At 73.3% G+C, this 20,808-nt stretch carries 15 protein-coding genes; 8 read left to right on the top strand and 7 right to left on the bottom strand.

Annotated features, from left to right (window positions below):
- Position 1: 1 nt before the first annotated feature.
- A complete protein-coding gene (locus Q2K16_RS32345) occupies positions 2 to 2,641 on the top strand; it encodes a beta strand repeat-containing protein (RefSeq protein WP_302742469.1) in 2,640 nt (879 codons plus the stop codon).
- Positions 2,642 to 2,738: 97 nt separating this feature from the next.
- Here the strand turns inward: Q2K16_RS32345 and Q2K16_RS32340 are convergent, their stop codons facing one another.
- From Q2K16_RS32340 to Q2K16_RS32325, 4 genes are read right to left on the bottom strand one after another with little or no spacing between them, the layout of a single operon-like run.
- Entirely contained in the window at positions 2,739 to 3,452 is a 714-nt protein-coding gene (locus tag Q2K16_RS32340; protein WP_302742467.1) for a glycosyltransferase family 2 protein, read from the bottom strand.
- Between the two features lie 5 nt (positions 3,453 to 3,457).
- Positions 3,458 to 4,084 (bottom strand): class I SAM-dependent DNA methyltransferase, encoded by a 627-nt coding sequence (locus tag Q2K16_RS32335; protein WP_302742465.1) that lies wholly within the window; start codon positions 4,082 to 4,084, stop codon positions 3,458 to 3,460.
- Positions 4,081 to 4,818, bottom strand: coding sequence for a PIG-L deacetylase family protein (locus Q2K16_RS32330; RefSeq protein ID WP_302742463.1), 738 nt, complete (start codon positions 4,816 to 4,818; stop codon positions 4,081 to 4,083). The genes Q2K16_RS32335 and Q2K16_RS32330 overlap by 4 nt, the downstream gene beginning before the upstream one ends.
- The gene (locus Q2K16_RS32325) at positions 4,812 to 5,774 is read right to left on the bottom strand and encodes an acyl-CoA dehydrogenase family protein (RefSeq protein WP_302742461.1); all 963 of its coding nucleotides are present in this window, start codon (positions 5,772 to 5,774) and stop codon (positions 4,812 to 4,814) included. Before Q2K16_RS32325 ends, Q2K16_RS32330 begins: the two co-directional genes overlap by 7 nt.
- A gap of 413 nt (positions 5,775 to 6,187) precedes the next feature.
- Between Q2K16_RS32325 and Q2K16_RS32320 the strand changes: the two genes are divergently transcribed.
- The 7 genes from Q2K16_RS32320 to Q2K16_RS32290 all read left to right on the top strand — a co-directional run bounded on the left by Q2K16_RS32320 (position 6,188) and on the right by Q2K16_RS32290 (position 15,645).
- Positions 6,188 to 9,028, top strand: coding sequence for a PQQ-dependent sugar dehydrogenase (locus Q2K16_RS32320; protein WP_302742459.1), 2,841 nt, complete (start codon positions 6,188 to 6,190; stop codon positions 9,026 to 9,028).
- 51 nt (positions 9,029 to 9,079) lie between these two features.
- On the top strand, positions 9,080 to 11,176 hold the full coding sequence (locus Q2K16_RS32315; protein WP_302742457.1) for a ThuA domain-containing protein: 2,097 nt from the start codon (positions 9,080 to 9,082) through the stop codon (positions 11,174 to 11,176).
- A 145-nt stretch (positions 11,177 to 11,321) separates the two neighbouring features.
- A complete protein-coding gene (locus Q2K16_RS32310) occupies positions 11,322 to 11,657 on the top strand; it encodes a hypothetical protein (protein ID WP_302742454.1) in 336 nt (111 codons plus the stop codon).
- A gap of 245 nt (positions 11,658 to 11,902) precedes the next feature.
- Complete coding sequence (locus tag Q2K16_RS32305) at positions 11,903 to 12,736, top strand: CPBP family intramembrane glutamic endopeptidase (protein WP_302742452.1); 834 nt, start codon at positions 11,903 to 11,905, stop codon at positions 12,734 to 12,736.
- Positions 12,736 to 13,893, top strand: a complete 1,158-nt coding sequence (locus Q2K16_RS32300; RefSeq protein WP_302742450.1) for a sensor histidine kinase — start codon at positions 12,736 to 12,738, stop codon at positions 13,891 to 13,893. Before Q2K16_RS32305 ends, Q2K16_RS32300 begins: the two co-directional genes overlap by 1 nt.
- Positions 13,890 to 14,549 (top strand): response regulator, encoded by a 660-nt coding sequence (locus Q2K16_RS32295; RefSeq protein ID WP_302742448.1) that lies wholly within the window; start codon positions 13,890 to 13,892, stop codon positions 14,547 to 14,549. The genes Q2K16_RS32300 and Q2K16_RS32295 overlap by 4 nt, the downstream gene beginning before the upstream one ends.
- A 136-nt stretch (positions 14,550 to 14,685) precedes the next feature.
- The gene (locus tag Q2K16_RS32290; protein ID WP_302742447.1) at positions 14,686 to 15,645 is read left to right on the top strand and encodes a TIGR03557 family F420-dependent LLM class oxidoreductase; all 960 of its coding nucleotides are present in this window, start codon (positions 14,686 to 14,688) and stop codon (positions 15,643 to 15,645) included.
- A 67-nt stretch (positions 15,646 to 15,712) separates the two neighbouring features.
- Here Q2K16_RS32290 and Q2K16_RS32285 read toward each other — a convergent pair whose 3' ends face one another.
- The 3 genes from Q2K16_RS32285 to Q2K16_RS32275 are packed head-to-tail and all read right to left on the bottom strand — an operon-like array spanning position 15,713 to position 20,761.
- Positions 15,713 to 16,942, bottom strand: a complete 1,230-nt coding sequence (locus tag Q2K16_RS32285) for an MFS transporter (protein WP_302742446.1) — start codon at positions 16,940 to 16,942, stop codon at positions 15,713 to 15,715.
- 1 nt (position 16,943) lies between these two features.
- Positions 16,944 to 18,305 carry a condensation domain-containing protein gene (locus Q2K16_RS32280; protein WP_302742445.1) on the bottom strand — a complete coding sequence of 454 codons (1,362 nt, stop codon included), beginning with the start codon at positions 18,303 to 18,305 and terminating at the stop codon, positions 16,944 to 16,946.
- 5 nt (positions 18,306 to 18,310) lie between these two features.
- Entirely contained in the window at positions 18,311 to 20,761 is a 2,451-nt protein-coding gene (locus tag Q2K16_RS32275) for a tetratricopeptide repeat protein (RefSeq protein ID WP_302742444.1), read from the bottom strand.
- Positions 20,762 to 20,808: the final 47 nt, after the last annotated feature.

Genomic DNA, 20,808 nt, shown 5'->3' with positions numbered 1-20,808 from the left:
GGTGAGGACCGTCCTGCGAAGAACCACGAGCGCCGCCACGGCGCTGCTGGTCACCAGCCTGGCAACCCTGACCCTGGGGACGCCGGCACTGGCGGCACCTGGCGACGCGAGCGCCCGCGGTGTCGTCGTCGACCTGTCCGCCGAGGTGGCCGGGACAGCCGTGATCAGCGCCGACGCGACCATCGGCACCGCCACCGCGCCGGCCGCCGGAGGCACCGACACCGAGACGCTGCTGGCGATCGCGGTGCCGGGGGCGCTCGGCGTGACCGCCAGCGGCACCGTCGAGGAGGTCACCGCCACCCGGGCGGCCGACGGCTCGTCGGCGTCCTCCAGCGTCAACGGGCTCAACCTGACAGTGCTCGGCATCGACGTGCTGGACGCCGCGGAGGTCACCGCCACCGCGGTCTGTCCGCAGGTCGGCGCGACCAGCGCGGACACCACGCTCGTCGGACTGGAACTGTTCGGCTCGGCGGTGACGCTGACGGCGAACACCCCCGCCGTCGTGGGCAGCGCGGCGGTGGTGGTGCCGGAGCTGCTGGACGCGAGCCTGAACGCCTCGTTGACCCGCGTCGAGACGACCACCGCCACCGGTGCCACCGCGATCACGGTGCGGGCCGTGCTGACCCTGTCGGGCAGCATCCTCGGTGTCCCGACCACCATCCCCGTCGGAACCGTCATCGTCGCCGAGGCGCTCTGCGAGCGTCCACCGGCGGCGCCGACCACCGCGACGATCACCCCCGACGAGGGCCCGCAGTCGGGCGGCCAGACCGTGACGATCACCGGCACCGGCTTCATCCCGGGCGGCACCACGGTCACCTTCGACGGCGTCCCCGCGACCGACGTCACGGTCGCTCCGGGCGGCACCTCCCTGACGGCGGTCACCCCGCCCGGCGCGATCGGCCCCGCCGAGGTCGTCGTCAGCACCGTGAACGGCACGGCCGCACCGCTGGGCTACACGTACCTGGCCGACGGCAGCGCGGCCACCATCACCGGCCTCACACCGACCTCCGGGCCGACCGCCGGCGGCACCACCGTGACGATCACCGGCACCGGCTTCACCGGGACGACCGGAGTGGACTTCGACGGCCTGCCCGGCACCGGATTCACCGTCAACCCGGCCGGCACCACGATCACCGTGGTCACCCCGCCGAACGCGGCGGGCCCGGCCCTGGTCGAGCTGGTCTTCCCGGCCGGCCGGGTGACCGCGCCGACGTTCACCTACGTCGCACCGACGATCACCTCGATCGTGCCGGACACCGGACCGACCACCGGCGGCACCACGGTGACCATCACCGGCACCGGGTTCACCGGGGCGACCGGCGTGACCTTCGACGGCACCCCGGGCACGAACGTCACGGTCAACCCGGGCGGCACCTCGCTGACCGTGGTCACCCCGCCCGGTCAGGTCGGCCCGGTGGACGTCACCGTGCTCCTGCCGGGCGCGGACGCGACCGCCCCTGACGGTTTCACGTACGTGGCAGCGCCGCCGACCGTCGCGTCGATCACCCCGAACACGGGTCCCCAGTCCGGCGGACAGACCGTGACGATCACCGGCACCGGCTTCGTCCCCGGTGACACGACCGTCACCTTCGACGGCACACCGGCCACCAACGTCACGGTCGCCCCGGGCGGCACCTCCCTGACGGCGGTCACCCCGCCCGGCGCGGTCGGACCGGCCGTCGTGGTCGTGGCCACCGGCGGCGGAACGGCAGCACCGTTGGACTACACCTACCTCGCCGACGGCAGCGCCGCGACCGTGACCGGGCTGACCCCGACGAGCGGACCGACCTCGGGCGGCACCACGGTCACCATCACCGGGACCGGGTTCACCGGCGCCACCGGGGTGACCTTCGACGGGGTGCCCGGCACCGGGTTCACCGTCAACCCGGCCGGCACCACGATCACCGTGGTGACCCCGCCGAACGCGGCCGGGCCGGCAGACGTCCGACTGGTGTTCCCCGCGGGCACCGCCACCGCGCCCGTCTTCACGTACGTCGCACCGACGATCACCTCGATCGTGCCGGACACCGGACCGACCACCGGCGGCACCACGGTGACCATCACCGGCACCGGGTTCACCGGCGCCACCGGCGTGAACTTCGGCAACACACCCGGCACCAACCTGGTCGTGAACCCGGACGGCACGTCACTGACCGTGGTCACCCCACCGGGCTCGCCCGGGACGGTGGACGTCACCGTCGTGCTGCCCGGTGACGACGTCACCGCACCGGACGGGTTCACCTACGAACCCGTCCCGCCGCGCATCGACACCGTCAGCCCCGGGCAGGGGCCGACCGGTGGCGGCACGACCGTGACGGTCGGTGGCTCCGGGTTCGTACCGGGCGGCACCACGGTCACCATCTGCGGAACCACCATCCCGGCCGACCAGGTCACCGTGTCGCCGGACGGTCGCTCGCTGACCTTCCGCACGCCGCGCTGCGCGGCCGGTGACACCACGATCGTGGTGAGCACCGGCGGCGGCACCTCCAACGGAATCACCTTCCGCTACGTCGGGGGGAGCCTGCCGGTGACCGGTGACGCCCTCACCGCGCCGCTGACCGTCGGGGTGATGCTCACGCTCCTCGGCACCGTCCTCGTCGTGCTGACCCGCCGCCGGCACCGCGCCGGCCGCATCGGCTGACCGGACGCTCCCGGCCAGGGTCCCACCGGGCCCTGGCCGGGAACCGCCCTTCCCGGTACGCGCATGGCTGGGCGACGGGCAGGTCGTCACGTCAGGCTCACCCGCCGCACGGCGTCCGCTCCGGCGCCACCGTCGAGGGGGCCGCCGGCAGGTCGTCGAGGGCGTCGAGGTAGCCGGCGAAGCCGTGCGGGGCCCGGCCGTGACGGCGGGCACTGGTCCGCACCGCACAACCGGCGTCGGCGACGACCCGCATGGCAAGTCGACGACCACGCTCGACGAGATCGTGGTCCTCACCGTGACGCAGGTCGGCGAATCCGCCCAACCGCTCGTACGCGGTGGCGGCGCAGCCCAGGTTCGCACCGTGCACGTGCCGGTGGCCGGCACCGGTCAACCCCTGCCGGTAGCGGGTCTCGAACCGTTCGCGCACACGGGTGGAGCGGGACGCCCACTCGGTGACCCGTACGGTCCCGACCAGCAGCTCGGTGCCGACGCGGGCATGACGCAACTGCCAGCCGCCCCACCGGCGGGGCACCCGGCTGTCCGCGTCGGTGGTGCCGAGCCACAACCCCTGCGGGCCGTTGCGCAACGCGTACGCCATGCCGGCGGCCCGGGCCCGGCCGACGTTACGGGCCCGCACCGTCAGCACGACGACACCGAGACGTGCGGCGACGGCAGCCGTGGCATCCCGACAGTCGTCGGCCACCACGATCACCTCCGCGCGCACCGGCAGGTGCCGCAGCGAATCGAGGACTGAGGTCAGACAGCCGGGCAGCAACGCCTGCTCGTCGTGGGCGGGCACCACGACCGCCATCCGGTTCACCACAGACCCTCGGCCTGCGCGACGGACCTGGCCGGCGGCGGCACCCGCAGGAACACGTCCAGGAGGAAGTCCGCCTCCTCGTGCCGTGTCGTCCGCGTCAGGCCGTCCACGCCGGCGAGCAGCCGGTGCACGTCGTCGCCACTGCGGGCGTGCTCGGCCACCGCCGGCCGCCAGTGCACCGCCACCAGCGTGCCGCCGGGTTCGAGCGAGTCCACCGTACGGGCCACCAGCCGATCCAACCCGGCGTCGTCGAAGTAGTAGCCCAACTCGGAGAGCACGATCAGGTCGAACCGGTCGTCCCCCACGGCCGGCCACTGGTCGGGAACACGCATCCGTTCCACCCGGACGTGTGGCTGCTCCGCCACCCGCCGCCGGGCGCTCGCCACCGGCGCGGCGGCGATGTCGACCGCCAGCAACCGGTCGCACCGCGGGGCGAGGCGACGGGTGAGCATCCCCGTCGAACAGCCCGGTTCGAAGGCCGACCGGTACCGCCGGCGCGGCAGACACGCCACCGTCACCTCGTGCTTACGCTGGTCGTACCAGCGGGTTTCGAAACTCCACGGGTCCTCCGCCCCGGCGTACATGTCGTCGAAGTAGCCGGCCGGGGTGCCGCCCGAGGTCATGGGACGAACACCGTTTCGTAGGGGCGCGCGAAGCGGGCGAGAACGTTCGGGGGCAGGATCGCGGCGTCGGCGGGTGCCGGCCCCAGCGGCAGCACCTGGCTACGGAAGGCGTCGACCGCCGCCAGCTTGGCCGATCTGGCCGGCCCGGTCAGGTCGACCCGACGCGCCCGGTGCCACGGCACGTCGGAATGGTCCGGCCGGGCCCAGTGCCACGTCCACACCGGGAACTCCAGCAGGATCGCGCCCGTACGCCGGCAGGCGACCGCCGCCGCCCGTCCCACCGCCTCGTGGTCCGGGTGTCCGTCGCCGCGCCACGTCGTGACACACCACCGACCCGGTGCCAACCGGCCGGTCAACGCCTCGACGAGCGCCGACTCGTCGACACCGCCGTCGGGATGTCCGAGATGGTCGATGGCGGTGGGGGCGACCCCGAGCAGTCCGCAGGCCGTGACCGTCTCGGCCCGCCGGATCGCGGCCAGCGCCGCCCGCGAGTAAACCGTCGAGTCCGGATGGGAAGCCTCCCCGTCGGTGACCACCGCGATCTCGACGCCGCCGGCGAGCATCGCGACCAGGCCACCCACCCCGAGCACCTCGTCATCGGGATGCGGGGCCACGACCAGCGGCGGCACCGCCCGCACCCGGTCGTCCAACGCCAGTACGGGCCAACCGGCCGGTGCCGGCCATGCGCGCCAGTTGCTCTCGTCGGTGCCCGCGTCGACGATCGGCCTCACCATCCGGGGTCCCCGACCGCCGCCGCCAGCTCGCCGAGGTGGGCCAGGTCCGCCTCCGCGTGGCTCTGCCGTAGGTACACCGTCAGGTCGGCGACCCTACGGGCATGGTGGGCGTCCTGGCACAGCGGGCCCGCCCCCAACGCCCGGCCGACCCGGTCGACGACCGTGGTGGCGGTCGCCTCGACGGTGGCCCGCACCTGGTGGGCCAACCGGTCCGCGTCCCCGGTGGGGTTCGCGTCGATCTCGTCGGCGGCGGCGAACAGCACGGTGCGGGCGGCGGTCAGGGCCGCGTCGACCGCCCCGAGGTGCGCCAGGGCGTGCGGGCCGAGACGGCGGTGCCGTGCCGCGACGTACAGGGTGTCGGCGACACCGACCGCCCCGCCGTACCAGCACGCCGCCACCCCCAACCCGCCGTGCCAGAACCCCGGCCGTGCCGTGTAGCTGCCGGGCCCGCCCACCGCAACGGCGGTCACGCCGTCGAAGCTGACGGTACGGCTGTCGCTGGCGGCCATGCCGACAGCCGGCCACGTGTCGGGCAACGCGGTGACCCCGGCGGCGTCGACCTCGACGGCGAACAGCCGGACGCCGTCGCCTGCGGTCGCGGTGACCAGGGCACGGGACAGCAGACCCGCCCCGGAGCACCAGGGCCGGTCACCTGTCAGCCGCCACCGGTCGCCATCCCGGGTCGCCGTGACCGACGCCGGCACGGCCGCCCACACACCCCACGGCTCACGGCGGCACCCAGGATCGACCGGCACGCCGAGTTCGGCGAGGATCGCCAGGGCGTCGGCGTGCCCCTCGCCCAGCCGGGCCAGCGTCAGGTCGGCGCGGCCGAGTTCGACGAAACGCAGGAAGCGGTCACGGGTCCGGCCGCCGCCGGGCAACGGCAGGTCGAGCAGCCCGGCGCGTACGGCCGACCGGAACGCCGTCCCGGGGTCGTCGCCTCCGGGGGTCACCACCGGGTTCCCGCCGCCCGGAACGGCCTGCTGGACCGCCGATGCCCGGGACGGCCCGATCCGCCGTCGACCACGGGCAACGTTTCCGGACGACCGGCCGTCATCGGGGCACCTCCATCAGTGCGACACGCGGCCCGCACGGGTCGCCGCCGGAAGATGCCCCTCTCCCTCGGGACGAAACATGGCATGGCCACGACTACGAAACTTTTTGTGGATCAGGCGAAAGTCCGCCGTGGTTCAACAGAAGGTATGGACAGGGGGATCGAAAAAGCTTAATGTCTTCGCCATCACGGAAGTGTTTCAGCGAGGTGAACCGGCGGCGCGGTGATCCATCGACCCCCTCCCCCGCTACGGCATCCGGCGCGACGGCGCGCGCCCGCCCTGGCATTCGAACGTCAGGAAGGGACGGACAGCCAGTGTCCTCACACCATGGCGCGTTCGGCCGGCGAACGGCGTCGGTCAGCTCCGCACTACTCCTGGTGGCCACCGCCGGGCTGGTCGCCGTCGGCAGCCCGACCCCCGCCCAGGCCCACACCATCAACCCCACCGACTTCCAGCAGGTCACCCTCGCCAAGGGCGAGCCCGAGGTCGGCGAGCCCATGACCATCGCCGTGCTGCCCGACCGGTCGGTGCTGCACACCGCCCGCAACGGCACGCTGCGTCGCACCGACGCCGCCGGCACCACCACCGTGGTGGGCACGATCCCCGTCTACACCCACGACGAGGAGGGACTGCAGGGCGTCGGGGTGGACCCGAACTTCACCACCAACCGGCACGTCTACCTGTACTACGCCCCGCCGCTGTCCACCCCCGCCGGGGACGCCCCGGCCACCGGCACGGACTTCTCCGCCTGGCAGGGCGTGAACCGGCTCTCCCGGTTCACCCTCAACGCCAACTGGACGCTGAACACGTCCAGCCAGGTCAACATCCTGGACGTGCCGGCCGACCGGGGCATCTGCTGCCACGTCGGCGGGGACATCGACTTCGACGCGGCCGGGAACCTGTACCTGTCGACAGGCGACGACAGCAACCCGTTCGACTCCGCCGGCTACGCGCCGATCGACGAACGGACCAACCGCAACCCCGCCTACGACGCGCAGCGCAGCGCGGCCAACACCAACGACCTGCGCGGCAAGATCCTGCGGATCAAGGTGAACGCGGACGGCAGCTACTCCATACCGGCCGGTAACATGTTCGCCCCGGGCACCGCGCGGACCCGTCCGGAGATCTACGCGATGGGGTTCCGCAACCCGTTCCGGATGAGCGTGGACAAGGCCACCGGGGTCGTCTACGTCGGCGACTACGGCCCGGACGCCGGCACCACCGGCACGCGCGGCCCCAGCGGGCAGGTCGAGTTCAACCGGGTGACCGGGCCGGGCAACTACGGCTGGCCGTACTGCACCGGCACCAACACCGCCACCGAGACGTACGCGGAGTGGGACTTCGCCGCCGGCACCGCCGGTGCCAAGTACAACTGCGCCGGCGGCCCGGCCAACAACTCGTTCCGCAACACCGGCCTGCCCAGCCTGCCCGCGGCACAGCCGGCCTGGATCCGGTACGCCGGTGACGCCGGCAGCCCGGCGGAGTTCGGTGGCGGCTCCGAGTCGCCGATGGCCGGTCCGGTCTACCGGTACAGCGCGTCGAACCCGTCCACCACGAAGTTCCCGCAGTCCTTCGACGGCCAGTTCTTCGCCACCGAACTGGGCCGGGGCTGGATCAAACCGATCCACGTCAACGCCGACGGCTCCCGGGGCACCATCGACGCGTCGTTCCCCTGGAACGGCAAGCAGGTCATGGACTCCGCGTTCGGTCCGGACGGCGCGCTGTACGTCCTCGACTACGGCACCGGCTACTTCAACGGTGACGCCAACTCGGCGCTGTACCGGTACGACTACGTCGCCGGTGGCAACCGCGCGCCGACCGCCGCCGCCGCTGCCGACAAGACCTCCGGGGCGGCACCGCTGACGGTGACCTTCTCGTCGGCCGGGTCGTCGGACCCGGAGGGCGGCGCGCTCACCTACTCGTGGGCGTTCGGTGACGGCACCACCTCCACGGCGGCCAACCCCAGCAAGACGTTCACCGCCAACGGCACCTACAACGTCACCCTGACCGTCCGGGACCCGCAGGGCGCGACCGGCACCGCCAGCGTGCAGATCGGCGTCGGCAACACCGCCCCGACCGTCACCATCACCGGCCCGGCGAACGGCTCGCTGTTCTCCTACGGCGACACGGTGCCGTTCAGCATCACCGTCACCGACCCGGAGGACGGCACGATCGACTGCGCCAGGGTCAAGATGACCTACGTGCTCGGCCACGACCAGCACGGCCACCAGATCACCTCGGCCAACGGCTGCTCCGGCACGATCACCATCCCGGTCGACGGTGAGCACGACGACGCGGCGAACATCTTCGCGATCTTCGACGCCGAGTACACCGACGCCGGCGGGCTGACCACCCACCAGCAGCACACCCTCCAGCCGCGCAAGCGCCAGGCCGAGCACTTCAAGACCTCGTCCGGGATCACCGTCTACGACAAGACCCCCGCCGAGGGCGGCAAGACCGTCGGCAGCATCGACAACGGCGACTGGATCGCGTTCGAGCCGTACCGCCTCGACAAGGCCACCTCGTTCAGCGCCCGGGTCTCCTCCAACGGCGTCGGCGGCACCCTCCAGGTGCGGACGGGTTCACCCACCGGCACGGTGCTGGGCCAGGCGACCGTCCCGGTCACCGGCGGCTGGGAAACCTTCACCACCGTCACCGGCACCATCTCCGGCGCGCCGGCCAGCACCGGCACGCTCTACCTCACCTTCGCCGGGGGTACCGGGGCGCTGTTCGACCTCGACACGTTCACGTTCGTCACCGGCGGCACCACCGCGGGCACCGGGCCGATCGTCGGGCTCGGCGGCAAGTGCCTCGACGTCCGCAACGCCGCCACCGCCGACGGCACCCAGATCCAGATCTACACCTGCAACGGCACCGCCGCACAGACCTGGACGGTCACCCCGAACAGCACCGTCAAGGCACTCGGCAAATGCCTGGACGTCTCCGGCGGGGGCACCGCCGACGGCACGAAGATCCAACTCTGGACCTGCAACGGCACCGCCGCCCAGAACTGGTCGGCGCAGGCCGACGGCACCCTGCGCAACCCCCAGTCCGGCAAGTGCCTCGACGTGTCCAACAACAGCGCCACCGACGGGCAGGCCGTCCACCTCTGGACCTGCCTGGCCGCCGCCAACCAGAAGTGGACCCTGCCGTGACCCGGCAAGCGGGGCACCCGGCACGCTCCTCCACCCGTTCGGGAGAGTGACATGCGCAGACTCCTTCGATCCGTCCTCGGCGCGGTGACCGCCGCCGCCGCGATCCTCGCCGTCCCGACGTCGGCCGGTGCGGCCGACGCCCCGTACGACGTGCTGGTGTTCTCCAAGACCGCCGGGTTCCGGCACGATTCGATCGCCGTCGGTATCCAGACGATCCGGGAACTCGGCACGGCGAACAGTTTCACCGTGACCGCTACCGAGGACGCGTCCCGGTTCACCACCGCGAACCTGGCCCAGTACGAGGCGGTGGTCTTCCTCAACACCACAGGCGACGTCCTGGACGCCGCCCAGCAGTCCGCCTTCGAGTCGTACGTCAACGGCGGCGGCGGTTACGTCGGCGTCCACGCCGCCGCCGACACCGAGTACGGCTGGTCGTACTACGGCAGCCTGGTGGGTGGCTACTTCGCCTCGCACCCGGCCATCCAGCAGGCGAACGTCCGCGTCGAGAACCGGGCGCACCCGGCCACCGGGCACCTGCCGCAGACCTGGACCCGCACCGACGAGTGGTACAACTACCAGACCAACCCGCGCGCGGGCGCCCGGGTCCTCGCCACCCTGGACGAGTCGTCGTACTCGGGCGGCTCGATGGGCGGTGACCATCCGATCTCCTGGTGCAAGACGGTCAACGCCGGCCGGTCGTTCTACACCGGCCTGGGGCACACCCAGGGGTCGTACACGGAGGCGGCGTTCCGCAGCCACCTGCTCGGCGGCATCCGGTACGCGGCCGGGCGGGCGAAGGCCGACTGCCGCCCGGAGAGCGGCTACGTCACCCTCTACAACGGGTCCACGACCGGCTGGTCGCAGGCCGGTCCGGGCAGCTTCGGCAACGCCGACGCCACCCTCACCTCCGTCGGCGGCATGGGCCTGTACTGGTACAGCGCCAAGCAGTTCACCAACTACTCGCTGAAGCTGGACTGGCGGATGGCCGGCGACGACAACTCGGGCGTCTTCATCGGCTTCCCACCGTCGACCGACCCCTGGTCGGCGGTGGACAACGGGTACGAGATCCAGATCGACGCCACCGACGCGGCCGACCGCACCACCGGCGCGGTCTACACGTTCCAGTCCGCCGACCTGGCCGCCCGGGACGCCGCCCTGAACCCGCCGGGAGAGTGGAACACCTACGAACTGCTGGTCGAGGGGGAACGCCTCCAGGTCCTCCTCAACGGGCGGAAGATCAACGACTTCACCAACACCGACCCGGCCCGCTCGCTCGCCGGCCACGTCGGGCTCCAGAACCACGGCACGGGCGACGACGTGTCGTTCCGCAACGTCCGGATCAAGGAGCTGGGCGGCACCCCGGGCGGCACCACCACCGTGCAGGCCGAGGCGTTCGGCTCCGCCAACGGGGTCAGCGCGTTCACCAAGGCCGGGGCCAACGGCGGGCAGACCCTCGGCTACGTCGACCCGGGCGACTGGGCCGCGTACCCCGGTCTCGACCTGACCGGAGTCACCTCGCTGCGGGCCCGGGTGGTCTCCGGTGGGGCGGGCGGCACCATCGGCGTCCGGACCGGCTCGGCCACCGGCCCGCTGCTCGGCCAGGTGGCGGTGCCCAACACCGGAAGCTGGACCACGTACGCCGACGTCAGCACCACCCTGGCCGGGGTGCCCACCGGTACTCAGACCGTCTACCTGACCTTTACCGGCTCCGGGACCGGCCTGTTCGACGTGGACGACTTCACCCTGGTCCGGGGCGGCGGCACCCCCGGCACCGGGCCGATCGTCGGGCTCGGCGGCAAGTGCCTCGACGTCCGCAACGCGGCCACCGCCGACGGTACGCAGATCCAGATCTGGACCTGCAACGGTTCCGCAGCGCAGACCTGGTCGGTGACCCCGAACAGCACGGTGAAGGCACTGGGCAAGTGCCTGGACGTCTCCGGTGGTGGCTCCGCCGACGGCACGAAGATCCAACTGTGGACCTGCAACGGCAGCGGTGCCCAGAACTGGTCGGCGCAGGCCGACGGCACCCTGCGCAACCCGCAGTCCGGCAGGTGCCTCGACGTGTCCAACAACAGCGCCACCGACGGCCAGGCCGTCCACCTCTGGACCTGCCTGTCCGCCGCCAACCAGAAGTGGACCCTGCCGTGACCCGGTAGGCGGGCCCCCTGCCCCCGCTGTCGGACCGGCGGCGGGGGCACGTCGGGTCTGACGGCCCCCCGGTCGCCGCGCGGACACCGCCGCCTACACCGCCGCGATCGCCCTCGACCCCGCAACCGCCGGCCGCGAGGTCCACGTGATCGGTCGACAACTGTCCCTGCTGGAACTCCACCACGAGGTCGAGGCGGCATCCGGACGCCGGTGGGGCCTGGTCCGCAAGGGCACTCCACGGGACCTGCGCGCCGAGATCGCCCGCCGCCAGTTCACCGCGTCCAGCATGTTCGAATACCTGGCTCTGCGATACCAGATCGCGATGCCCGACGGGTCGGCCTCACTGCGGGACATCCGCAACGCCGACTACCCCGACGTGCAGCCGACCTCGGTCGCCGCCTACCTGGTAGGCCCCGGTGCGGCCCACTTCGCCGTACCGGACAGCAACTGGCAGCAGAACGAGTGGCCCACCGCTCCCTGATCCGCCGACCGGGACGACCGACCCTCGACCCGGGACGGATCAGAGCCGGTCCTGACCGGCCATCGACCGGGTGCCCCGATCAGACCGTCGTACGCCCCGGGCTGGCCCGGCGCGACGCCAGGCTTGTCCCCCGTGAGAGCTACCCGCAGGTGTCCACCGCACGGTGACGATTCCCGGCCCGCCGATCCCTAGCGTTCCAGGTGACCCGCGGCACGCCGGCCGCCCACCTCGCAAAGGAACCCGTCATGCGTGTGTTGAAACAGGTCCTCGCCGTCGCGGCAGCCGGTCTCGTCGGTAGCCGGGCCGTCGCGGCGGTGCAGGACGACCCCTGGCTCACCCTGCTCCTCGGCACGGCGACCGCCGTGGCCACGCTCCTCGCGTACCGGTGGGTGGTGCGCCGTACCGAACGACGGGAGGTCACGGAGCTGACCCGGGCCGGTGCCGGCGCTCGGATCGTCCGGGGAACGTTCGTCGGGTGCGCCATGTTCGCCGCCGTCGTCGTCACCATCGCCCTGCTGGGCGGCTACCACGTGCACGGCGTGGGTTCGGTGACCGGCGTGGTGGGGCTGTTCGGGTTCATGGCGGCTGCGGCCGTGACCGAGGAGCTGCTCTTCCGGGGCCTGCTGTTCCGCCTCGTCGAGGAACGCCTCGGGACCTGGCTGTCGCTGCTGCTGACCGGCGTGCTGTTCGGTCTGGTCCACCTAGCCAACCCGGACGCCAGCGTGTGGGGCGCGACCGCCATCACCATCGAGGCGGGCTTCATGCTCGCCGCCTGCTACGCCGCCACCCGCACCCTGTGGGTGCCGATCGGGCTGCACTTCGGGTGGAACTTCGCCGCCGCGGGGATCTTCAGCGTCGTGGTCTCCGGCAACGGCGAATCCCAGGGCCTGCTGGACGCCACCATGTCGGGCCCGACGCTGCTCAGCGGCGGCGACTTCGGGCCGGAGGCCAGCCTCTGCACGGTGCTGGCGGGGCTGACACTGACCGTGGTGTTCCTGGGGCTGGCCCACCGACGGGGTCACATCGTCCCGCGTCGCCGCCCGGTCGACGCGCCGACGGCAGACGTTACCGTCTCCTGATGGTCGACCTGGGGACGCTTGCGGACCGGTGGCGGCGCTGGCCCGTCACGGTCCGGGACCTCCCGCTGGCGCTGTTGCTCGCCCTCGCCTGCCTGCCGGTCCCGGTGTTACAGGACCGCAGTACGCAACTCGGTGACCTGCCCGGCCGCCCGTTCGACATGTTGGCCGTGGTGGCGATCGCCCTGGAGTGCCTGCCGCTGGCCGTACGCCGGCGCTGGCCCGGGGTCTGCCTCGCCCTGGTGTCCCTCGGCTTCACCGTCGACCAGGTACGCGCCTACCACACGGTCGCGGGCACCGCGCTTGCCATCGCGTTGCTCAGCGCCGGCGTCCACCTGGAGCGTCGTCGACGTGCCACCCTGGTCGTGGGCTCCGCCGCGTACCTCGCCCTGGCCGTCGCCCTGCACCGGCAGGGATCGACGGAGGGCGTGGGTGGTTTCCTCACCTTCTACCTGGCGTTGACCGTCGCCTGGGGCGCCGGGGCCTGGCTGCGGCAGAGCCGGGCCGTCGAGGCCGAACGCCGCCAGCAGGCCGCCGTGGCCGCCCGCGCCACCGAACGCGCCCGCATCGCCGGTGAACTGCACGACGTCGTGACGCACCACGTGACGGCGATGGTCGTGCAGGCCGAGGCGGCACGCTACCTGACGACCGCCCCGGACCGCCTCGATACCACCCTCACCGCCATCACCGACACCGGCCGGCGTGCCGTCGCCGACCTGCGGATCCTGCTCGACCTGCTCAACCCCGACCACCACGCCGACCCGCGTGTGCCGTCCGTCGGGGAGCTGCCCGCGCTGGTCGAGCAGACCCGGCGGGCCGGGCAGCCGGTGGAGTTCACCCAGGAGGGCAGCCGGGCGGAAACCACGGGCGGCGCGGAGGCCGTCGCCTACCGGGTGGTGCAGGAGTCGTTGACGAACGCCCTGAAGTACGCCCATGGCAGTCGCACCGCCGTGCACGTCCGCCACGGGAAGAGGGAGATCACGGTGGAGATCACGACCGCCGGCCCGGGTACGCGCCCCGCAGGCCCGGGTGGGGGTGGACGCGGCCTGGCCGGGCTACGGGACCGCGTCACCGTGCTCGGCGGCGAGTTCAGCGCGCAACGCCGGGACGACGACGGCTTCGTCGTCCGGGCCCGCATCCCCACCGGCAGCACGTCGTGACCGCGCCGATCCGGGTGCTGGTCTGCGACGACCAGGCACTGATCCGTACCGGCTTCGCCACGATCATCGGCGCTCAACCCGACCTGGAGGTGGTGGGCGAGTGCGGGAACGGGCGCGAGGCGGTCGACCTCGCCGGCCGGCTGCGCCCGGACGTGGTGGTGATGGACGTACGGATGCCGGTCCTCGACGGCATCGCGGCGACCCGCCTGCTGGCCGGCAGCGGGGCGACCCACCCGGTCAGGGTGCTCGTGGTGACGACGTTCAACCTCGACGAGTACGTCTACCAGGCGCTACGCGCCGGAGCGAGCGGCTTCCTGCTCAAGGACGCCCCGCCAGCGCAGTTGCTGCACGGCATCCGCACCGTCGCCGGCGGGGCCGCGCTGCTGGCACCCGAGGTGACCCGCCAACTCGTCGGCAGGTACGCGGCCCGCATCCGCCCCGCCGAGGGCACACCGGACGACACGGGACTGACGCCGCGCGAGTTGGAGGTGCTGCGCCTGATCGCCGACGGCCTGTCCAACAGCGAGATCGCGGCCCGGCTGGTGATCAGTCAGGAGACCGTCAAGACGTACGTCTCACGCATCCTCACCAAGCTCGACCTGCGCGACCGCGTGCAGGCGGTGGTGTACGCCCACCGGACCGGGCTGGTGACCTGAGCGCCCCGGCCCGCCAGCGCGCACCCGCAGCAACCGCTACTCGCCGACAGCAGGAGTTTTCCGGTCCGACAGTTTCCGTCCCGTCCGGGTGGAAAGGTGACAGTGAGGTCGAGTCGCCCAGCGTCGGGAAGATGCCATGCAGATCGGGTACAAGCTGTCGAGCGAGGGGTTCGGGCCGCAGGAGCTGATCCGGCAGGCCGTACGGGCCGAGGAGGCCGGCTTCGACTTCGTCGAGATGAGCGACCACTTCCACCCCTGGCTCGACGTGCAGGGCCACTCGTCGTTCACCTGGACGGTGCTCGGCGCGATCGCGGCGCGCACCGGACGCATCGGCCTGGCCACCGGGGTGACCTGCCCGACCGTGCGCTACCACCCGGCGATCATCGCGCAGGCCGCAGCGACCCTGGCCATCGTCTCCGACGGACGGTTCACCCTCGGCGTGGGCGCGGGGGAACGACTCAACGAACACGTCGTCGGCCGGGGCTTCCCGAGCGTACGGGGACGCCACGAACGCCTCCGCGAGGCACTGGAGATCATCCGGCTGCTCTGGCGGGGCGGCTACCGCTCCTACGAGGGCAGGCACCTCCAGGTGGAGGACGCGCGGGTGTTCGACCTGCCGGACGAGCCTCCGGTGATCGCGGTGGCGGCGAGCGGTCCGGTGTCCGCGGCGATCGCCGCCGAGTACGGCGACGGGTTGTTCGCCACCGAGCCGAAACCCGACCTGGTCGAGGCGTACCGGCGCGGCGGCGGCGACGGTCCGCGCTACGCCGAGGTGCCGCTGGCGTGGGCGCCCGACGAGCAGCAGGCCGTGCGGGTGGCGTGGGAGACCAGCCGCTGGGCGGTGACCGGCTGGAAGGTGATGAGCGAACTGCCGAACCCGACCAACTTCGACGCCGCCTCCCGCACGGTCACCGACGACGACATCCGGGCCCAGTTCGCCGTCGGACCCGACCCGGACACGCACGTGGCGGCGGTGCGGAAGTACGTCGACGCGGGCTTCGACCACCTCGTGCTGCAGAACGCCGGCCCCGACCCGGACGGCTTCATCGACTTCTACCGCGACACCCTCGCCGCCCGCCTGCGCTCCCTCGGCTGATCACCTCCCACCTCCGAAGCCCACCCGCACGGCACCGGGCGACCCGCCGAGATCTGACCGCCGGGGCTCAGGCGGGCTGCCGGTCGGCGGGGATGCGCAGGCGCAGCAGCGGCAGGCAGGACAGGAGCAGACCGACCGCACCCACCCACAGGGCCACCCGGGCACCGGCGGCGGCTCCCAGCACGGTGCCCAGCAGCGCACCCACCGGCATCGCCCCGCCGAGCAGGAACCGCATGGTGGCGTTCATCCGGCCGAGCAGTTCGGGCGGGCACAACTGTTGGCGCAGACTGACCTGGGCCACGTTGGAGGCTGTCGCCCCCGCCCACAGCAGCAGGTAGCCGCCGGCCGCCAGCCCGATCCCGCCGACGCTGTCGATCAGGGGGGTGAGCAGCGCGAACGGCGCGGTGACGAGCAGGCAGAGCCAGACCGAGCGGTACTGCCCGAGCCGGCGGGTCAGCCGCCGGGCCACGACCGCGCCGAGGATGCCGCCGGCGCCACCCGCGCTGAAGTACGCGCTGGCCGTCGCCGGGGACGCGCCCAGCTCGCTGACCAGCCGCACCGGCACCATCGTCTGCACCACCAGGGCGAACATGTTGTACGCGCCGCCGGCCAGCGCCAGTACCCGCAGCACCGGGTGGCGCAGCACGTAGGCCACGCCGTCGCGGATCTGCCCGGTGAGCCGGGACCGGCCGGTGGTGACGGGCCGTGGATCGGCCGCCCGGATCCGGGCCAGGTACGCGGCGGACCCGGCGAACCCCACCGCGATCAGCAGGACGGCGGGGCCGGTGCCGGCCAGGTCGACGGCCAGCCCGGCCAGCGCGGGCCCCGCGACCTGCGCCACCGCGAGGGTGGTGCTCAGCCGGGCGTTGCCCTCGACCAGCTCGTCGGCCCGCACCACCCGGGGCAGGTAACTCTGGTGGGCGACGTCGAAGAACACGGTGAGCACCCCGACGCCGAGGACGACGACGTACAACTGGCCGAGCGCCACCCCGCCCGGTGCCGCCGGCACGGCCAGCGAGGCGATGAGCGCGGCCCGCCCCAGGTCGGTGCCGATGAGCAGCCGTCGCTGCCGCACCCGGTCGACGACCGCGCCGGCGGGCAGGCCGACGACCAGGAACGCCACCGTGCCCAGGGTGCCGACCAGACCCACCTGCCAGGCGGAGGCGTGCATCGGGCCGGCCGCCACCAACGGCAGCGCCACCAGGGCCATCCGGGCACCGAACTGGCTCGCGACCGCCCCGAGCCACAGGGACCGGAAGTCGTGCTGCCGGAGCAGCCCGCCACGGCGGTCCGCCACGTCAGGTCGACGCGGCCGGGGCCGGGGCGTCGACCGCCCGCAGCCACGTGGCGCGCAGCAGGTCGGCGGCCCGGTCGGCGGCGATGTCGGGCTGCTCGGCCAGCAGCGCGAAGAACCGGACCAGGGCGGCACCGAACGGCGCGGCGGCCGGCAGCACCTCGGGGTCGTGGTGGACGGTCACCTCGGGCTGCTCGGCCGACCACGCCACCGCCAGGTGCAGCGCGTTGTGGGCGGGGAAATCGCGCCGGCCTGCGGGCGGGCGTACGGTGCCGCGCAGCAGCCGGTCCGCCGGACCGATCGTGGCGCCGCCCAGCGTGACGGTGGGCTCCGCCGCCACCACGTTGAGTACGAGGCGACGCCGTTGCCGCAGGGCCTCGACGCCGCCGAAGTCGGTGAGCCACTGGCCGAGCAGCGGCGGCGCGGCGGCGTTGACGGCGGTGAGAGCACGGATGCGGTCGGCGAGCGAGGCGGAGGGCAGATGGTCCGGCGGTACGCTCACCACGGCCTCGTGCAACGCCCCGGGCACCTCGACGCTCTCCCGCGTCCACCGGCCGCCCCGCGCGTACAGCACCGGGACGTCCGCGTCGGCCCAGAGTTCCAGCAGGAACGACAGAGCCGCCAGGAGCAGACCGGAGCCGGTCGCGCCGGTGAGTTCCCGGCCGTACCGGATGGCCTGGGTGGACGTGCGGTCGAGCCGCAGCGGCCAGGCGGTGGTGGCGGTGGTGTCCCGCCACGGTTTCCAGCGCCCGCCGGGGAAGGCGACGGCCGGGACGTCCCGGCTCATCGCCTCCGCCCAGAACTCCCGGGACGCCGTGCGCCGCGGATCGGTGGCGACTTCGGCCGCGTGCGCGAAGAACGACGGCAGCGGCGGCAGTGTGCGCCCCGGATGCTCGTACGCCGCAGCCGTGCGACGCACGAACCGGGTGTGTGTCGCGTGGTCGGCGAAGCCGTGGTCCACCACGAGGGCGAGCGCGTGCTCGTCCGGGGCCAGCCGCACCAGGCAGGCACCGGCCAGCGGGTCGTGGCGCAGGTCGATCGGCGCGTACACCGCCTCGCCGAGTGCCGCCCCGGCCACCGCCGACCGCCGGTCCGCCGGCACGTCGGCACAGTCCACGATGGTCACCGGGAAGGGCTGCTCGGCTCCGTACACCAGCTCCGGACCTGCGGCGAACCGGGCCCGCCACACGTCGTTGCCGGCGGCGACGGCCCGCATGGCGGCGGCCAGCCGCGGCACGTCCACCTCGCCCCGGACGTGCCACAGCGTCCAGGCCCGGGGCATCGGGTTGTGCCGGGGCAGGCCGGCCCCGTCGGTGTCGCTGAGCAGCAGCAGTTCACGCTGCGCGCCGTAGGGTGGCACCCCCACCCGGCTCACCCCGGGAACGCGGGCAGCTGCGACCACGCCGGTTGGCCCGCGATCCAGGCCGCCAGCACTCCCCCGTCGTCGGGCAGCAGGCCGCGCAGGTGCAGGTCACGCAGCCGACGCAGCGGCGTCACCCCGGTCGGCCAGTGCGCGAGCGACAGGCGGTAACACTCGGCGGCCAGGTCCGCCCGGCCGAGTTGCTCGTGCAGCTGGCCGGCGTTGAACCAGGAGATCCGGCCGTACGGGAACTGCAGGTGCGCGGCCCGCAGGTACGCCTGAAGCGCACCGTCGTGGTCGCCGGCCTGGTACCGCAGCTCGCCCGCGGTGAGCCAGGTCTTCGGGTCGATCGGGTCGATCCGCTGCGCCAACTCGTCGACCAGGGCCAGCGCGGCGTCGTGTTCATCGAGGAACGTGTGGGTACGCACGGCGGTCTCCACGGCCGGGAAGTAGTTGTCGGCGGCGATGATCCGGGTGTGTTCGTCGTGCCCGGTCACCTCCCGGGCGATGCCGAGCCACCGGTCCATGTCCGCGCGCAGCAGGTCACGGTCGCCGGTGAGGAACGGCAGGAACCCCATGGCCCGGAACCATCTGCTGGTCATGATCGCGGCGTCGAACTCCGACACCTCGGGCAGCCCGGTGTACCGGGCCAGGTCCTCCTCGCCGAGCTTGCGCCACCTGGCGATGGTGTCGGGCTCGCGGCGTCGGGCCGCGTTGACCGTGGCGTTGATGGTGGTGACCACCCGCGTGCGGGCGTACCGGACGTCGTCGCCGAGCTGGTCGTACAGCGTGCGGAAGTGCGGCTCCAGCTCGGCCGCGTGCCCCGTGGTGAGCATCTGCTCGGCGAAGATCCAACTGGCCAGCGCGTACGCGCTCTCGGGGGCGCGTACCGGCACGTCCGGCCCGGGGAGGATCCGTTTGGCCTCGGCGTGGAAACCCAGCGCGGACAGCAGCCGGCCCAGCAACGCCCGGTCCAGCAGCGGCAGGTCCGACACGTTGGCCAGCCGGTCCCGTACCTCGGGCGGGCAGCCGTCGGATGCCGCCAGCCACGTCGCGTAGTCGGCCGAGGCGGCATCGGAGGCGTACCCGTACACCGCCGCCGTCGCCTGTAGTTCGTCGCGGAACATGACGGCCGTGGCCCGCTGCGGGTGGATCTCCCGGAACCACGGCTCACGACGCTCCAGCACGGCGGCGTACGACATCAGCGGCGTGTGGATCGCGACCGGCGGCGTGTCGACCGGGTCGAGGATTGCGCTCGGGCTCAGGTCGAGGAACGGCCGGTAGCGCTCCAGCGGAAGCGGACGCGCCCCGGCCGCCGGATGCTGCACCGCGACCGCCCACCGCACCGCGTCGGCGCAGACCCTGCCTTCCAGTGCTGGACGCCGCGCCACGAGCACCGCCAACCGGTCCCGCTCCGCACGGCAGTCCGTGGCCAGCAGGTCCGCCACCGCCCCCACCAGCTCACCGGTGTCTGCTGCTGGAGCCGACCCATCGGTGGGCTCGCTGTTCGCGCCGGGGGTCGCCAGGTCGAGCAGTCCGGCCAGCGCGGAGGTCCGCTCCGTCAGGCCGGTCCGGGCGGCCACCCGGTAGTGGGTGCGGGCCGCCTCCCGGTCGCCCGCCGCCCGGGCCGCGTCCGCCGCGAGGAGCCGGGTGGCTGCGCCGGTCGGATCGAGGGCGAGGGCGGCGCTGGCGAACTCGTACGCCGACCCGACACCGGTCCCGTCCAGGGCGGCGCGGGTGGCGGCCCGCAGCAGTGCCAGCGCGGCGTCGCGGGCGAGGAGGTCGGTCCGGTCCGCCCCCAGGTCGTGGGCGACGGCGCGGACCGTGTCGGCGTCGGGCACCGGCTCGCCCGGGCAGCGCAGCCGCACGGCGAGGATCCGGGCCTGGGCGACCGCCCCGATCCGGTCGCCGGCCAGAGCAGCGGCCAGGGACTCCGCCGTGGTGAGCGCCTCCCCGGCGGGCTGCCCGTTGGCCACGGCGGACCGGGCGTGGGCGAGTGCGGTGGTGAGGCGGACCGGCAGGCCCGCCGCCTCGGACGGCACCGGGGGAAGTGGCTGCCGGCTGTCCTCGGCGAGCAGGAGGTCACGCCAGGCGTGGACCGGGGGCGGTGCGTCCCCACCGATGCGCCGCAGCAGTTGCGCGGCGTCGTCCCGGCGGCCCAGGGCGCGCATCAGGCGGGCGGCCCACAGCAGACCGGCGTGGTCCTCGGTGGTGAGCCGTTCCGCCACCTCGGGTGGCGCGACGAGTGGGTCCGTGGCGTCGAGCAGGCCGGCGCAGCGCATCGCGCGACGCAGGTCGGCGGGGGGCGCGTGGACGGGTAGCCAGCCGCAGGGGTCGGGCCGGTCGGCACAGAACAGGGCCGCTTCGGCGACCAGGGACGGCGCGACCGTGGGATCGGCGGTCAGGTCGATGAGCGGGCGCAGCGGCAACGCCGCCGGGTCCCGCCAGGTGAGGTCGGCCAACCCTGTCCTCCCGCCCGGTCGGTTGGTTCGGTGCCGAGGGGCGGACA

It is taken from the genome of Micromonospora cynarisoli (assembly GCF_030518815.1).
GTDB classification, from domain to species: Bacteria; Actinomycetota; Actinomycetes; order Mycobacteriales; family Micromonosporaceae; genus Micromonospora; species Micromonospora wenchangensis.
The sequence above is the reverse complement of the archived record's forward strand: the minus strand, read 5'-3'. Positions and strand labels throughout refer to the sequence as shown.

What these genes read in the sequence shown, in the direction of transcription:
- Q2K16_RS32290 (WP_302742447.1), top strand. Translation starts at nt 14,686, where the DNA reads ATGCAGATCGGGTACAAGCTGTCGAGCGAGGGGTTCGGGCCGCAGGAG.
- Q2K16_RS32315 (WP_302742457.1), top strand. Translation starts at nt 9,080, where the DNA reads ATGCGCAGACTCCTTCGATCCGTCCTCGGCGCGGTGACCGCCGCCGCC.
- Q2K16_RS32305 (WP_302742452.1), top strand. Translation starts at nt 11,903, where the DNA reads ATGCGTGTGTTGAAACAGGTCCTCGCCGTCGCGGCAGCCGGTCTCGTC.
- Q2K16_RS32335 (WP_302742465.1), bottom strand. Translation starts at nt 4,084, where the DNA reads ATGACCTCGGGCGGCACCCCGGCCGGCTACTTCGACGACATGTACGCC.
- Q2K16_RS32330 (WP_302742463.1), bottom strand. Translation starts at nt 4,818, where the DNA reads ATGGTGAGGCCGATCGTCGACGCGGGCACCGACGAGAGCAACTGGCGC.
- Q2K16_RS32340 (WP_302742467.1), bottom strand. Translation starts at nt 3,452, where the DNA reads ATGGCGGTCGTGGTGCCCGCCCACGACGAGCAGGCGTTGCTGCCCGGC.
- Q2K16_RS32300 (WP_302742450.1), top strand. Translation starts at nt 12,736, where the DNA reads ATGGTCGACCTGGGGACGCTTGCGGACCGGTGGCGGCGCTGGCCCGTC.